We start from the raw sequence: 13638 nt of genomic DNA on the forward strand, positions 1-13638 counted from the left end.
CGCGCAGTGGCCCCTGACGGGGCGGGCGTATGCCTGTCGTTCGACAACGGCACCCTGACCGCCGCACTCGCCTTCGGCGGTGGGGACGCCGTGGGCGCCCGCCCCCGCTAAACGGGAGTGGGAGATGGGTGTGTACCGATCCGCGGTCAGCCGGTCCTGGCACCGCGAGGTGGCGGAGGCCGAGGCGGCACGCGAGATCCTGGCAAGCCACGTACCTGATCGGGAAAGCGGCTTCTGCGCGGTCTGCCTGGTCCCCGGGCCCTGCGGTCCGGCCAACGCGGCGGCAAACCGCCTGGTGGACCTGGGCCGCCCGGTGCTGCCCGCTCGCCAGCCGCGCCGCCGGCGGGCCGGCTGGCGGGACTGGTTCGGGTCGGCGACGGCAACTCAGGGACGGACCTCGACGCAGACGAGGACTACAGCGCAGCCGCCGCGCCGCGCGCCGCTGCTCACGTTCGTCTGGCTCATCCGGCTCGGTGCCGCCCCTACCGATCCGAACGCCGGGGTCACGCCGTGACCGCACTCCCCGGGCTGCCGTTCCGCGTGGGCGACGTGGTCGAGCTGGCCGAGCAGCACTACTGCTACGGCCTCGGCACCCTGACCCTGCGGGTGGTCGAGTTGGGCCGGCGGGAGCGACACAGCGACGGCCTCTGGATCCACCTGCGTGGCGTCGAACTCGGCGACCCGCGCGGCCCGCGCCAGAGACGGGTGCTCGCCCGCATCGACGCCGTCCGGATCAAGCCGGAGCCGTGCCCGATCGCGCACGTGCCGGTCCGGCCGGACTGGTGCTGCGCCGGCTGCGGGCAGGCCTGGCCATGCCCGGACCGCCGGCAGCGCCTGCTCGACCGGTACGCCAGGGACCGCCCCGCGCTCGGCGTCTACCTGGGCATGCAGTTGGCCGACGCGGTGTCGGATCTACGTCACCTGCCGGTCGAGGCGCTGTACGCGCGGTTTCTCGGCTGGCTACGCGACGGCGACGGCGCGGTGCGACCGACGGGTGACGTCAGCAGATCCGGATAGCGGTTCCGTCAGGGCGACGTCACACCTCCGGGACGTCGTGCACGGTCGCGGTCACCACGAGGGTCTTCGTCTGCGTGCCGTGGGCGTTGCGGACCGTCAGCAGGTAGGTGTGCCGCTGGACGTCGCCCTCCGACCCGGAGCAGGGGAAGTTCAGGGTCTCGCTGCCGGTGGGCGGGTAGTTGTCGGCGTACACGCCCGGGCCGTCGACGGACAGGGCGACGGAGTCGACGTTACTGGCCTTCCACTCGAGGACGACCGACGTGCCGGCGATCGGGTTGGCGCTGGTGCCCGCTGGGCAGGACGGCTGCTGCGCGACCCGGAAGTAGGTGATGGACGGGCCGGTGCTCGTCGTCGACCCGGCGCCGGACTTCCCGCCGCTGCTGCCGGTGCCGCCCGTCGCCCCCGTGCCGGTCGGGCCACCGCCGGCCGGTTGCCCGCCCGCCGTCGTGCCGGGAGCGGATGTGCCCGGTCCGGACGTCGGCACTCCGCCCGGGGTCTCGGTGACCGAGGTCGTGGCGCTGGACTCCGAGGTGCTCGTGCCGGCGGACCCGCAGCCGGCGACCGCCAGCGCGGCGACCAGGGCGACGACGGTGGTGCGGAGCAGGGCTGGACCGGACATGACCACTCCCCTCGCGAGACCCCGTCACCGGTGAGGTCCGGGCGGGCTGCGTCCACGGTAGGAACGGTCGGCAACACCGGTCGGCCGCCAGGCGCCGTGCTGCCGTCCTCCACGATCTACGGCTGGAACGGCACCCGGATGACCCTCGCGGCGTTCCGTACGGCGTCGGGTCAGGCCGCACACGACCGCGAGAGTGACAACAACGTTGACAAGCGGGACTCGGCGAACTCGGCAGCCCCCGGGTACCAGACCACCGACGAGTGGGGCGTCGCGCGCGTCGACGACTGGGCCGTACCGAACACCGGCGCCAGTCCGACTTCGTACGCCGACCGCGGCGCTACCGAGTTGGTCCGCTATCCCAGCGCCCAGCTTCGTGCGGTCCTGAATCTGGCCGCCGACTCGGTGCAACTCGACGCCTCGGCGTCGCAGCCCGGCAGCGCGCTGATCGCCTCGTACCGCTTCACGTTCGGCGACGGCACGACCGTCACCCAGACGTCGCCGAGGATCACCCATCGCTACGCCAAGCCGGGCAACTACCACGTCGCCGTCGACGTCATCGGCACCGACAACCGCTCGACCAGCGCCGGCAGGGACGTGAGCGTGCTGCGGCGGCTCGCGACGGTGGGCCTGCTCGCCGTGGGCAACCAGCGCTACGTCGGGCGCGACCCGAAGTCCGGCGGTCCGCTGGGGCCGAACCGGACCACGCTGGACTCGACGGCGGAGTTCGACGTCGCCGACGCCGGCAACGGCCAGGTCGCCCTCTTCTCGCGGGCCGATCAGGGCTACCTCACCACGGACGCCACGGGTAGTGCGGCGTTGACGCCTGGGCTTCCCACCGTGACCACGCCGCAGCGGTTCACGATGCAGCAGAACAGCGACGGCACCGTCAGTCTCAAGTCCGCCGCCAACGGCCGGTACGTCAGTACCAACGCCTCCGGATCGTTGATCCCGAGCGCGACGGCGGTCGGGCCCGCAACGAAGTTCTACCGGGCGAATGTCGCCGATGCGAACAAGTCGCTCCGACAGGCGATCGTCAGGCGCTTCGTGACGGCCGACCCGGCGGGTACGAAGCCGCTGATCGCGAACAGCACCACCGCCGGCAGCAACGAGCGGTTCGACCTCGTCGACCTGGGTGGTGGACGGGTAGCCCTGTTCGCCCACGCCAACCGCCGGTTCGTCGTGGCCGACGCGGCGGGCACACGACCGCTGATCGCGCGCACCACCGCCGTCGGCTCGGATCTCCGTGGCGGGCGCCGGTTCCTCGTTTCCGGTCAGCGCTCCAGGATCGCGGTCACGCCCTGACCACCGGCCGCGCAGATCGAGATGAGGCCCCGGCCGCCGCCCTTCTCCGCGAGCAGCTTGGCGAGCGTCGCCACGATCCGGCCGCCGGTGGCCGCGAACGGGTGCCCGGCGGCCAGCGAGGAACCGTTGACGTTCAACCGGTCCCGGTCGATCGCGCCGAGCGGGGCGTCCAGTCCCAGCCGGTCCTTGCAGAACTCCGGCGACTCCCACGCGGCCAGGGTGGCCAGCACCTGCGAGGCGAACGCCTCGTGGATCTCGTAGTAGTCGAAGTCCTGGAGGGTCAGGCCGGCGCGGGCCAGCATTCGGGGCACGGCGTACGCGGGTGCCATCAGCAGCCCCTCGTCGCCGTGCACGAAGTCGACGGCGGCGGTCTCCGACCAGGTGAACCACGCCTGCACCGGCAGGCTGTGCTCCCGCGCCCACTCCTCGCTGGCGAGCAGCACGGTGGACGCGCCGTCGGTCAGCGGCGAGGAGTTGCCGGCGGTCATGGTGGCCTGGTCGGCGTCCGGCCCCTTCGTCCCGAAGACCGGCCGGAGGCCGCCGAGCTTCTCCAGGGTGGTGTCCGGCCGCAGGTTCTGGTCGCGGGTCAGCCCGAGGTACGGCGTCATGAGGTCGTCGAAGAAACCCCGCTCGTACGCGTCGGCGAGCCGCTGGTGCGACCGCAGCGCCAGCTCGTCCTGGGACCGCCGGTCGATCTGCCACCGGACGGCGGTGCGGGCGGCGTGCTCCCCCATCGACAGCCCGGTGCACGGCTCGGCGTTGCGCGGGATGTCCGGCCGGAACGGCTGCGTCGGCCGGAGCCGCGCGGCGATCCTCAGCCGCTCGCCGAGGGTGCGGGCGCCGTTCAGCTTGAGCAGCGTGCGGCGCATCTCCTCGTTGACGGCGAGCGGCGCGTCCGAGGTGGTGTCGACGCCACCGGCGATGCCGACGTCGATCTGGCCGAGGGCGATCTTGTTGGCGACCAGGATGGCCGCTTCCAGGCCGGTCCCGCAGGCCTGCTGGACGTCGTACGCGGGGGTGTGCGGGTCGAGCTTCGAGCCGAGCACCACCTCGCGGGTGAGGTTGAAGTCCCGCGAGTGCTTCAGCACCGCCCCGGCCACCACCTCGCCGACGCGCTGGCCGGCCAGCCCGTAGCGGGCCACCAGCCCGTCGAGCGCCGCGCCGAGCATGTCCGAGTTGGACGCCTCCGCGTACCGCGAGTTGGAGCGTGCGAAGGGAATGCGGTTGCCGCCGATGACCGCGACCCGCCGGATGTTCTGCACGATCCCGCCTCCTCGAAAGGCTTGCTCTCAACCTACTCGCCAGTAGGCTACGCCTATGACCGACAGGTACGCGAGCTTCGTCCAATCGGGGGCCGGCCGCGCGCTGGTCAAGCGCCTCGGGCTGCCCGACCCGCCGCGCCTGCGCCGGCACCGCTCCGGCGACCCGCTCCTCCCCGGGCCCGTCCTACTCGGCGCCGCCGCCGGTGGCCGCCTCGTCGAGCCGGTCGGCAAGATCCTGACCGCCGCCGGGGTCGAGCTGCGCGACCCGGCCGCCGTCGAACCGGCCGGGGACACGTCGGCACAGCCGGCCCCGGCCAGCGCACGCTTCGGCGCCCTGGTGTACGACGCCACCGGCATCACCGACTCGACCGGGCTCCGCCAGCTGTACGACTTCTTCCACCCCCATGCCCGCTCGGTGCTGCCCAGCGGGCGGGTCATCGTGCTGGGCACCACGCCCGCCGAGTGCCCGTCGCCCCGGGAGGCCACCGCGCAGCGGGCCCTGGAGGGGCTGACCCGCAGCATCGGCAAGGAGTTCGGCCGGGGCGTCACCGCCCAGCTCGTCCACGTCACCCCGAGCGGTGACGCGAGCACGCTCACCAGCCTCGACGCCACCCTCCGGTTCCTGCTCTCCGGCCGGTCCGCGTACGTGTCCGGGCAGGTGGTCCGGATCGGCACCGGGCGGGCGGAGCCGCCCGCCGACTGGGACCGCCCGCTGGACGGGCAGATCGTGCTGGTCACCGGCGCGGCGCGCGGGATCGGCGCGGCACTGGCCCGGGTCCTCGCCCGCGACGGCGCCCAGGTGGTCGCCCTGGACATCCCGGCCGCCGGCGACGAGCTGGCCCGGGTGGCCAACGAGATCGGCGGGACCGCCGTCCAGCTCGACCTGACCACCCCGGACGCGCCGGCCCGGCTCGCCGAGCACCTGGCAAGCCGGCAGGGCCGGGTCGACGTGGTGGTGCACAACGCCGGCATCACCCGGGACAAGACCCTCGGCCGGATGGACGTCGACCGCTGGGACTCGGTGCTCGACGTCAACCTGTCCAGCCAGGAGCGGATCAACGACGTGCTGCTGGAACGTGAGCTGATCCGGGCCGGCGGGCGGATCGTCTCGGTCTCCTCGATCGCGGGGATCGCCGGCAACCGCGGGCAGACCAACTACGCCACCAGCAAGGCCGGCGTGATCGGCCTGGTGGAGTCGCTCGCGCCGGCGCTGAGCGGCCGCGGGATCAGCGTCAACGCGGTCGCCCCGGGGTTCATCGAGACCCGGCTGACCGCCCGGATCCCGCTGATGCTGCGCGAGGCGGGCCGGCGGATGAACAGCCTGTCCCAGGGCGGCCTGCCGGTCGACGTGGCCGAGACGATCGGCTGGCTCGCCTGGCCGGCGAGCGGCGCGGTGAGCGGCAACGTCGTCCGGGTCTGCGGCCAGAGTCTGCTGGGGGCGTGATGGCGGGCCCGAAGGAACCATCCGACGACCTCACCGTCGACGAGCTGATCGAGGGTCCCACCCAGGTCATCCCCGAACGCGACCTCGCGGCGCCGCACCCCGGCGGCCACGACGTGAGCCTCGAGTCGACCCACGACCTGTCGGCGCTCGCCGACGACCGGACGCACGACCTGACCGCGACCGCCGCGCGGGTCGTTCGGTCCCGCGTCGAACTGGCGCAGATGCCGGCGGCGGGGGCGCTCTACCGCCGGGCGCTGCTCGGCGCGCTGCCCGGCCGCCGCGGCCGGCGCGCTCCGCAGCCGCCGTCGGTCGAGCTGGCCGTCGCCGAGGTCGCCGTGGACCGGAGTCACCTCGCCGCGTACGACCGGGTGTGCGGGTTCCGGCTCACCGACCGGCTGCCCGCCACCTTCCCGCACATCATGGGCTTCCCGCTGGCGCTGCGCCTGATGACCGCCCCGGACTTCCCGATCCCGCTCACCGGCGTGGTCCACGTCGGCAACCGGATCACCGTCCACCGGCCGATCCGCGCCGACGAGACGCTCGACTTCACCACGTACGCCGAGAACCTGCGCCCGCACGACCGGGGCCGGGTGGTGGACGTGGTGCTGGTGGGTTCGGTCGGCGGCGAGGAGGTCTGGCGCGGCGTGTCCACGTACCTCGGGAAGGAGCGCACGCCCGGCGGCGGCGAGCGGCGCGACCGGGCCGAGCCGACCCTGGCGCCGGCCGCCTCGGCCCGCTGGCGGGTCGAGCCGTCGGTCGGTACGGCCTACGCGCGGGTCTCCGGCGACCACAACCCGATCCACACCTCGCGGCTCGGCGCGCGACTGTTCGGGTTCCGGCGCCCGATCGCCCACGGCATGTGGAGCAAGGCGCGCTGCCTGGCCGCGCTGGAGCCCCGGCTGCCGGACGCCTACACGGTCGACGTGGCGTTCAAGCTGCCGCTGCCCCTACCCAGCACGGTCAACTTCAACAGCACCCCCACCGGAAACTTCGCCATCCACGACTCCCACGCCCGCCCACACCTGCTCGGCACGGTCCGGGCGGAAGGAAGGGCCCCCTCTTAACGCCTTTTGCATAGGAAGGGCCCCTTCTTAACAGCCCGGCCCCGAGCATGGGGGCATGGAGTCCGTGCTCGACCTGCTGCGACAGACGGTCACCTCACCGTGGGTGTACCTGCTGATCTTCGCGCTCACGGCGGTCGACGCGGTCGTCCCGATGGTGCCCGGCGAGGCGGCGGTGATCGCCGCGGCCGTGCTCGCCACGAGCGGCCAGCCGGAGCTGGTGGCGGTCTGGGTGTCCGCCGCGCTCGGCGCGATCGCCGGGGACCATGTCTCATACGAGATCGGACGCGGCGGCGGCGCGCGGCGGCTCGCCAACTTCCCGGCGGAGAGCCGGCGCAGGGCCAGCTTGGAGTGGGCCCGCCGGGCACTGGACCGGCACGGCGGGATGATCCTCACCACCGCGCGCTACGTCCCGGGCGGCCGGACGGCGGTCACGCTGACGATGGGTGCGGTCCGCTACCCGCGGCGGTCGTTCCTGCTGTACGACGCGATCGGTGGAGTGACCTGGGCGCTGTACTGCGTGCTGCTCGGCTATTTCGGCGGGATCACCTTCGAGCGGGACCCGCTCCGGGGCGTCCTGGCCGGCCTGGGCGTGTCGGTGGTGGTGACGGTGCTGATCGAGGCGGTGCGCCGTGCCCGCCGCCGGACCACCGCCCGCGGCTGACGGGCGCGGCGCTGTTAAGAAGGGGCCCTTCCTCTACCGGAGGCGTTAATAAGGGGCCCTTCCTTACTGCTCGGGTGGGCGCCAGGTGGTGCCGTGCAGGAGTTGGGCGGCGCCGACCCAGGCGACGTTCATCATCCGGGTGGCGGTCTTCTCCGGGTCGGCCTCCGCATGGTCGGCGAGCCAGTCCGCGAGCGACTCGGTCGCGCCCACCAGGGCGTACGCGACCACCTCCAGCTCGGCCTCGGTCACCTCGCGGCCCTCGGCGCGCAGCGCGTGGTCGAGCATCCCGGCGACCACCTCGACCATTCGGGCCCGCATCGCGGCGAGCTCCCCGGCGAACGGCTGCTCACCACGGGCCTGCCGGTAGAGCACGGCCCAGCCGTCCCGGTGCGCGCCGACGAAGCCGAAGAAGGCGCGCAGCCCGCGCCAGAGCCGCTCGTCGGCCGGCAGGTCGGGGGCGGCGGCACCGGCGATGGCCTGCATCATCCGCGTCCCCTCGCGGTGCAGGCAGGCGACGAAGAGCTCTTCCTTGGTGCCCAGGTACGCGTACACCATCGGCTTGGAGATGCCGGCGTCGTCGGCGATCTCGTCCATGCTGGCCGCGTGGTAGCCCCGTCGGGAGAAGACCTTGACCGCCGCGTCGAGCATCTGCTGCTCACGGACGGCCCGCGGCAGTCGTTTGAAGGTGGGGGTGCTGGACACCCTTGCGAGCATACCTACTCGTGCGTAGGGTTACGCACGAGTAGCCAATTCCCCGGAAGGTGCGCCTGATGACTGACTTCGACCCGGCCAACTTCGCCAACGTCGGCCCCAAGGAGTTCGCGCAGCTGGTCAAGTCCACCCCCGACGACAAGATCGCCGAGGTGATGTCCGGCGACCTGCGCGGCAAGATCCTCAGCGAGGTCTTCGGCCGGATGCCGCAGCTGTTCCGGGCCGACCGGGCCGGCTCGACCAACGCGGTCATCCACTGGAACATCACCGGCCGCCCCGACGGTGGCACCGACACGTACGAGGTCGTCATCGCCGACGGCACCTGCACGGTCAACGAGACCCCGCAGCACGACCCGAAGCTCAGCCTCACCATGGGCCCGGTCGAGTTCCTCAAGACCGTCTCCGGCGGGGCCAACCCGGTCATGATGTTCATGACCGGCAAGCTGAAGGCCAAGGGCGACCTGGGCCTCGCCGCCAACATCGCCAACCTGTTCGACATCCCCAAGGGCTGACATGGCCGAGTTCTCGCTCGACCTGACCGAGGAACAGCGGGATTTACGCGACTGGGTGCACGGCTTCGCAGCCGAGGTCGTGCGCCCGGCCGCGGCCGAGTGGGACGCGCGGGAGGAGACTCCCTGGCCGATCATCCAGGAGGCCGCCAAGGTCGGTCTCTACGGCTTCGAGTTCCTCGCCACCTGCTGGGCCGACCCCACCGGGCTCTCGCTACCCATCGCCAGCGAAGAGCTCTTCTGGGGTGACGCCGGCATCGGCCTGAGCATCTTCGGCACCGGGCTCGCCGTCGCCGCCATCTACGGCGCCGGCACCCCCGACCAGCTCGTCGAGTGGGTGCCGCAGTGCTTCGGCGACATCGACTCGCCCGCCGTCGCGGCGTTCTGCACCAGCGAACCCGAGGCGGGCTCCGACGTCGGCGCGATGCGCACCCGGGCCGTCTACGACGAGGCCAGCGACGAGTGGGTGCTGCGCGGGCAGAAGGCGTACGCCACCAACGGTGGTATCGCCGGGGTGCACGTCGTCACCGCCTCGGTCGACCCGGAACTCGGGTCGCGAGGGCAGGCGGCGTTCGTCGTCCCGCCGGGCACCGCCGGGCTCAGCGCGACCCGCAAGCTGCGCAAGCTGGGCCTACGCGCGTCGCACACCGCCGACGTCTTCCTCGACGACGTACGGGTGCCCGGGCGCTGCCTGCTCGGCGGCAAGGACGCCCTCGACGAGCGGCTGGCCCGGGCCCGGTCCGGGCAGCGCGCCTCCGGTCAGGCCGCGATGCGCACGTTCGAGCTGTCCCGGCCCACCGTCGGCGCGCAGGCGCTCGGCGTGGCCCGGGCCGCCTACGAGTACGCGCTGGACTACGCGAAGGACCGGATCCAGTTCGGACGCCCGATCATCGAGAACCAGGCGGTCGCGTTCGCGCTGGCCGACATGAAGATGGAGATCGACGCGGCCCGGCTGCTGGTCTGGCGCGCCTCCTGGATGGGGCGCAACAACCGGCCCTTCACCGCCGGCGAGGGATCGATGTCCAAGCTGAAGGCCGGCGAGGTGGCCGTCGCCGTCACCGACAAGGCGGTGCAGCTGCTCGGCGGCGCGGGTTTCCTGCGCGACCACCCCGTGGAGCGCTGGTACCGGGACGCCAAGATCTACACCATCTTCGAGGGCACCTCCGAGATCCAGCGGCTCGTCATCTCCCGCGCCATCTCCGGCGTCCAGATCCGCTGAGCCCCGCCAGCCCGGCCGGTCCGCGGCTGCACCGTTCGTCGAGGAAGGGCCCCCGGGTTCCGGGGGCCCTTCGCGTACCGCCGAAGGAGGCCAGTGGCATGGACCTGCCGTTCGTCGTCGCCACCCTGACCCGCCGCGGACTGCTCACCCCCGGCCGGCCGATCCGGGTCGCCGCCCAGCTCAACTCCCTGCGCCGGTGGGGCTGGAGCCTCGCCGGCGAGCTGCGCCAGGCCGCCGCCCGGGATCCGGGCCGCACCGCGCTGGTCGACGAGCAGGGCGCGGAGTTGACGTACGCCGAGCTGCTCGACCGGTCCGAGGCGCTGGCCCGGGCGCTGCGCGCGGCGTACGGCCTCCACGCCGGGGAGCGGATCGGGGTGCTCTGCCGCAACCACCACGGCCTGATCGAGACGATCGTCGCCGCCACCCTGCTCGGGGTCGACGCCGTCCTGGTGAACACCGGGCTCTCGGCGGCGCAACTCGCGACCGTCGCCGAGGAGCAGCGGCTGCGGGCACTGGTGCACGACGACGAGTTCGCCGAGCGGCTCCTCGGCCTCCCCGACGAACTTCCCCGCCTCGACGAGCGGGCCCGCGAGAAGTTGACCGTCGACGCCCTGCCCGGCTCGCTGACCCCGCCCGAACGCGACGGCCGGATCATCGTCCTCACCTCGGGCACCACCGGCGCGCCGAAGGGCGCGCGGCGGCCCACACCGAACGGCTTCGGCCCGCTGGTCGCCATCATCGACCGCATCCCGCTGCACGTCCGGGACCGGGTGCTGATCGCCGCCCCGATCTTCCACACCTGGGGCTTCGCCGCCCTCCAGGTGTGCTTCGCGCTGCGCGCCACGATCGTCCTGCACCGCCGCTTCGACCCGGCCGCCACGCTCGCCGCCCTCGTGACGCACCGGTGCGACGCGCTCTTCGCCGTACCCGTCATGGTGCAGCGACTGATGGAGGTGCCGCCGCCGGACCCGAAACCCCGGCTGAAGGTCGTCGCGGTCAGCGGGTCCGCGCTGCCCGGCGGCCTCGCCACCGCCTTCATGGACACGTACGGCGACGTCCTCCACAACCTGTACGGCTCCACCGAGGTCTCCTGGGCGTCCATCGCCGGCCCGGCCGAACTGCGCGCCGCCCCCACCACCGCCGGCCGGCCCCCGCACGGCACCCGCGTGGCCATCCTCGACGAGGCCGGCGAGCCGGTACCGCGCGGCCGGGTCGGCCGGATCTTCGTCGGCAACGAGATGCTCTTCGAGGGCTACACCTCCGGGGCGGACCGGGAACGCCACGACGGCCTGGTCGACACCGGTGACCTGGGCCGGATGAACACCGACGGCCTGCTCTTCGTCGACGGCCGCGCCGACGACATGATCGTCTCCGGTGGCGAGAACGTCTTCCCGTCCGAGGTGGAGCACCTGCTCGCGCAGCTACCCCAGATCCGCGAAGCGGCCGTGATCGGCGTGCCGGACACCGAATACGGGCAGCGGCTCGCCGCGTTCCTCGCCCTGCACCCCGGCGAGACGCTCGACCCGGACGCGGTCCGCGAGTACGTGCGGCACTACCTGGCCCGCTTCTCGGTCCCCCGGGACGTCGTCTTCGTGAAGTACCTGCCGCGCAACGCCACCGGAAAGGTGCTCACCCGCGAACTGCGCCGCTACTACGAATGACCGCCCTCTACGCTCGGTCATCATGATCCCCGCCGGGCGTCGCCGCCGTACGCCGTTGCTGCTGGTCGAGGCGGCGACCCTGCTTTCGGCCACCGGCAACGGGGTGGCCATCGTGGCGCTGCCGTGGCTGGTGCTGGAACGCACCGGCAGCGCCACGGCGGCGGGCGTCGTCGCGGCGGCGAGCGGCCTCCCGCTGCTGCTGTCCAGCCTCGTCTCCGGCACGGTGGTCGACCTGCTGGGGCGCCGGCGGACCGCACTGGTCTCCGACGCGCTCTCGGCGGTCTCCGTCGCCGCGATCCCGCTCGTCGACGTCCTGCTCGGACTGAACCTCGGCTGGATCGTCGCGCTGGCCGTGCTCGGCGCGGTCTTCGACCCGGCCGGCCTCACCGCGCGGGAGACGCTGCTGCCCGCCGCGGCGCAGGCCGCCGGGTGGCGGATCGAACGGGCCAACGGCGTGCACGAGGCGGTCTTCGGCGTCGCCTTCCTGGTCGGCCCCGGCATCGGCGGCCTGCTCATCGCCACCGTCGGCCCGAGCGCGACGTTCTGGGTCACCGCCGCCGGCTTCGCGCTCTCCGTCGTGCTGATCGCCGCCGTCCGGCTGCCCGGCGCCGGTCGGCCCGAACGTCCACCGAGCGGCGTGTGGCGCGGCACCACGGAGGGCCTGCGTTTCGTCTGGCGGGACCCGCTGCTCCGCACCATCGCCCTGATCACGATGGTGCTGGTCGCGCTCTACCTGCCGGTCGAGGGCGTACTCCTGCCCGCCTGGTTCGTCGCTCAGGGGGAGCCCGCCCGGCTCGGCACGGTCCTGATGGCCATGAGCGCCGGGTCGGTCGTGGGCGCCCTCGGCTCCGGCGCCGCCGGGCGGCTGGTACACCGCCGGACGCTCATCGCCGTCGCGCTCGTGATCACCGGCGTGGCCCTACTCGGGCTCGCGTTCCTGCCGGCGTACCCGGTGCTGCTCGCCGCCGCCGCGCTCGTCGGCCTCGCGTACGGGCCGGTGAACCCCCTCGCCAACTACGCGATGCAGACCCGCACCCCGGAACACCTGCGCGGCCGGGTGGTCGGGGTGATGACCTCCTTCGCGTACGCCGCCGGCCCGGCCGGCTACCTGCTCGCCGGCCCGCTGGTGGAGTGGCTCGGCCTACGGACGGCGTTCCTGGTGCTGGCCGGCGCGCTGCTCGTGGCGGCCGTGGCCGCCGCACCGCTGCCAGTGCTGCGGGCGCTGGACGAGCCACCCCGATACCCGCCCGCCCCGCCCGGCGGGACGACGTGGCGGACCGAGGGGCCCGTCCCGCTGGGCGAGCAGTGGACACCCTCGGCCCATCGCGACCCACCCGGTCAGGGGTAGAGCGTCAGCCCCGGCGCCCGGCCGATGGCGATCATCTGTTCGCCGGTCAGCAACGGTTCCCTGGCGGTGACCGTCGTAGCGGTGCCGTTGCCGGCCGGCTTGATCCGACCGTTGCTGGTCACAACGGACACCAGCGTGCCGTCCGGACGGAACACCGACACCGACAGCTGGATCAAGCCATCACCGAGCGGCATGCGACTGAACACCGAAACCGACCCGTCGGAATGGACCACCCGGTTGCAGTTACGCGAGTCCGGCGCGAACTCGCACGTCGCCTCGTCCCTGGCCGGTCGCGGAGCGACCCGCACCATGAACCATCCGGCTGACTCTCCCTGCCGCAGCTCGCCGCCCGCCTCGTACTCCCGGTAGCTCGGGTGGTACCGGAACTGGGGCGCGCTGCACCGCGGCTGCACCGACTCGACCGAGACGCCGTCCGGCAGCTGGGACGCCACCACCTCCCGAAGCGCGGCGGACAGGCGGCCGACCCCCTCCGCCGGTGTCTCCGTCGGACGGGGACGGACCGTGTCGTGCGACTGCAGCGGCGGCTGCGGGCCGCTGGCCTTCGGGGTCACCGAGTCGCACAGCGGCGTGCCGACGGCCGACGCCGACGCAGCGGGTGGCGGGCCGGCGGCCGGCGTTCCGGCGGGACCGACGAGCATCGCCGGCACCGCCAGGACGGCAGCGACGGCGGCGGCCGCCCCGGTGCCGGCGACCGTCCACGCCCGGTGCCGGCGTCGCCGCGCGTCGGCGCTGATCAGATCCTCCACGTCGATCCGGGTCGGCGGTGCCGTGCCAACGGCCGCACGCATCCGTTGGGAGAG

At 73.3% G+C, this 13638-nt stretch carries 14 protein-coding genes; 10 read left to right on the forward strand and 4 right to left on the reverse strand.

What is annotated here, in order from left to right; all coding sequences use genetic code 11:
* Window positions 1-124 precede the first annotated feature (124 nt).
* A complete protein-coding gene (locus tag ACN26Y_RS06705) occupies window positions 125-514 on the forward strand; it encodes a hypothetical protein (RefSeq protein ID WP_155329443.1) in 390 nt (129 codons plus the stop codon).
* Complete coding sequence (locus ACN26Y_RS06710; protein ID WP_422734481.1) at window positions 511-1017, forward strand: hypothetical protein; 507 nt, start codon at window positions 511-513, stop codon at window positions 1015-1017. The genes ACN26Y_RS06705 and ACN26Y_RS06710 overlap by 4 nt, the downstream gene beginning before the upstream one ends.
* Window positions 1018-1036: 19 nt before the next feature.
* Here ACN26Y_RS06710 and ACN26Y_RS06715 read toward each other — a convergent pair whose 3' ends face one another.
* Window positions 1037-1636, reverse strand: a complete 600-nt coding sequence (locus ACN26Y_RS06715; protein ID WP_155329445.1) for a hypothetical protein — start codon at window positions 1634-1636, stop codon at window positions 1037-1039.
* A gap of 96 nt (window positions 1637-1732) precedes the next feature.
* On the opposite strand from ACN26Y_RS06715, the gene ACN26Y_RS06720 reads away from it, so the two are divergent.
* Window positions 1733-2938, forward strand: a complete 1206-nt coding sequence (locus ACN26Y_RS06720) for a PKD domain-containing protein (RefSeq protein ID WP_155329446.1) — start codon at window positions 1733-1735, stop codon at window positions 2936-2938.
* Here the strand turns inward: ACN26Y_RS06720 and ACN26Y_RS06725 are convergent.
* Window positions 2908-4200 carry an acetyl-CoA C-acetyltransferase gene (locus ACN26Y_RS06725; protein ID WP_422734482.1) on the reverse strand — a complete coding sequence of 431 codons (1293 nt, stop codon included), beginning with the start codon at window positions 4198-4200 and terminating at the stop codon, window positions 2908-2910. The two genes, ACN26Y_RS06720 and ACN26Y_RS06725, sit on opposite strands and share 31 nt — an antisense overlap.
* Window positions 4201-4255: 55 nt before the next feature.
* On the opposite strand from ACN26Y_RS06725, the gene ACN26Y_RS06730 reads away from it, so the two are divergent.
* The 3 genes from ACN26Y_RS06730 to ACN26Y_RS06740 are packed head-to-tail and all read left to right on the forward strand — an operon-like array spanning window position 4256 to window position 7369.
* Window positions 4256-5644: a 3-oxoacyl-ACP reductase gene (locus ACN26Y_RS06730; protein ID WP_422734483.1), complete on the forward strand. Its 1389-nt coding sequence runs from the start codon at window positions 4256-4258 to the stop codon at window positions 5642-5644.
* A complete protein-coding gene (locus ACN26Y_RS06735) occupies window positions 5644-6708 on the forward strand; it encodes a MaoC/PaaZ C-terminal domain-containing protein (RefSeq protein WP_155333962.1) in 1065 nt (354 codons plus the stop codon). Before ACN26Y_RS06730 ends, ACN26Y_RS06735 begins: the two co-directional genes overlap by 1 nt.
* Window positions 6709-6763: 55 nt before the next feature.
* Entirely contained in the window at window positions 6764-7369 is a 606-nt protein-coding gene (locus ACN26Y_RS06740; protein WP_155329449.1) for a DedA family protein, read from the forward strand.
* A 63-nt stretch (window positions 7370-7432) separates the two neighbouring features.
* Here ACN26Y_RS06740 and ACN26Y_RS06745 read toward each other — a convergent pair whose 3' ends face one another.
* Window positions 7433-8071, reverse strand: a complete 639-nt coding sequence (locus ACN26Y_RS06745) for a TetR/AcrR family transcriptional regulator (protein ID WP_196255793.1) — start codon at window positions 8069-8071, stop codon at window positions 7433-7435.
* 68 nt (window positions 8072-8139) lie between these two features.
* Here ACN26Y_RS06745 and ACN26Y_RS06750 point away from each other — a divergent pair, with 68 nt between their 5' ends.
* The 4 genes from ACN26Y_RS06750 to ACN26Y_RS06765 all read left to right on the forward strand — a co-directional run bounded on the left by ACN26Y_RS06750 (window position 8140) and on the right by ACN26Y_RS06765 (window position 12817).
* Window positions 8140-8592, forward strand: coding sequence for an SCP2 sterol-binding domain-containing protein (locus ACN26Y_RS06750; RefSeq protein ID WP_155329451.1), 453 nt, complete (start codon window positions 8140-8142; stop codon window positions 8590-8592).
* Between the two features lies 1 nt (window position 8593).
* A complete protein-coding gene (locus ACN26Y_RS06755; protein ID WP_155329452.1) occupies window positions 8594-9808 on the forward strand; it encodes an acyl-CoA dehydrogenase family protein in 1215 nt (404 codons plus the stop codon).
* Between the two features lie 98 nt (window positions 9809-9906).
* Window positions 9907-11469 carry an AMP-binding protein gene (locus ACN26Y_RS06760; RefSeq protein ID WP_155329453.1) on the forward strand — a complete coding sequence of 521 codons (1563 nt, stop codon included), beginning with the start codon at window positions 9907-9909 and terminating at the stop codon, window positions 11467-11469.
* Window positions 11470-11491: 22 nt separating this feature from the next.
* A complete protein-coding gene (locus ACN26Y_RS06765; RefSeq protein ID WP_422734484.1) occupies window positions 11492-12817 on the forward strand; it encodes an MFS transporter in 1326 nt (441 codons plus the stop codon).
* Here ACN26Y_RS06765 and ACN26Y_RS06770 read toward each other — a convergent pair.
* A complete protein-coding gene (locus tag ACN26Y_RS06770) occupies window positions 12808-13626 on the reverse strand; it encodes a hypothetical protein (RefSeq protein ID WP_155329455.1) in 819 nt (272 codons plus the stop codon). The two genes, ACN26Y_RS06765 and ACN26Y_RS06770, sit on opposite strands and share 10 nt — an antisense overlap.
* Window positions 13627-13638 lie beyond the last annotated feature (12 nt).

Source organism: Micromonospora sp. WMMD558, assembly GCF_049315255.1.
GTDB lineage: Bacteria > Actinomycetota > Actinomycetes > Mycobacteriales > Micromonosporaceae > Micromonospora.

Excerpts from the sequence above, each read along its gene's own strand:
- ACN26Y_RS06705 (WP_155329443.1), top strand. The coding sequence starts at position 125 with ATGGGTGTGTACCGATCCGCGGTCAGCCGGTCCTGGCACCGCGAGGTG.
- ACN26Y_RS06715 (WP_155329445.1), bottom strand. The coding sequence starts at position 1,636 with ATGTCCGGTCCAGCCCTGCTCCGCACCACCGTCGTCGCCCTGGTCGCC.
- ACN26Y_RS06730 (WP_422734483.1), top strand. The coding sequence starts at position 4,256 with ATGACCGACAGGTACGCGAGCTTCGTCCAATCGGGGGCCGGCCGCGCG.
- ACN26Y_RS06735 (WP_155333962.1), top strand. The coding sequence starts at position 5,644 with ATGGCGGGCCCGAAGGAACCATCCGACGACCTCACCGTCGACGAGCTG.
- ACN26Y_RS06740 (WP_155329449.1), top strand. The coding sequence starts at position 6,764 with ATGGAGTCCGTGCTCGACCTGCTGCGACAGACGGTCACCTCACCGTGG.
- ACN26Y_RS06750 (WP_155329451.1), top strand. The coding sequence starts at position 8,140 with ATGACTGACTTCGACCCGGCCAACTTCGCCAACGTCGGCCCCAAGGAG.
- ACN26Y_RS06755 (WP_155329452.1), top strand. The coding sequence starts at position 8,594 with ATGGCCGAGTTCTCGCTCGACCTGACCGAGGAACAGCGGGATTTACGC.
- ACN26Y_RS06760 (WP_155329453.1), top strand. The coding sequence starts at position 9,907 with ATGGACCTGCCGTTCGTCGTCGCCACCCTGACCCGCCGCGGACTGCTC.
- ACN26Y_RS06765 (WP_422734484.1), top strand. The coding sequence starts at position 11,492 with ATGATCCCCGCCGGGCGTCGCCGCCGTACGCCGTTGCTGCTGGTCGAG.
- ACN26Y_RS06770 (WP_155329455.1), bottom strand. The coding sequence starts at position 13,626 with ATGCGTGCGGCCGTTGGCACGGCACCGCCGACCCGGATCGACGTGGAG.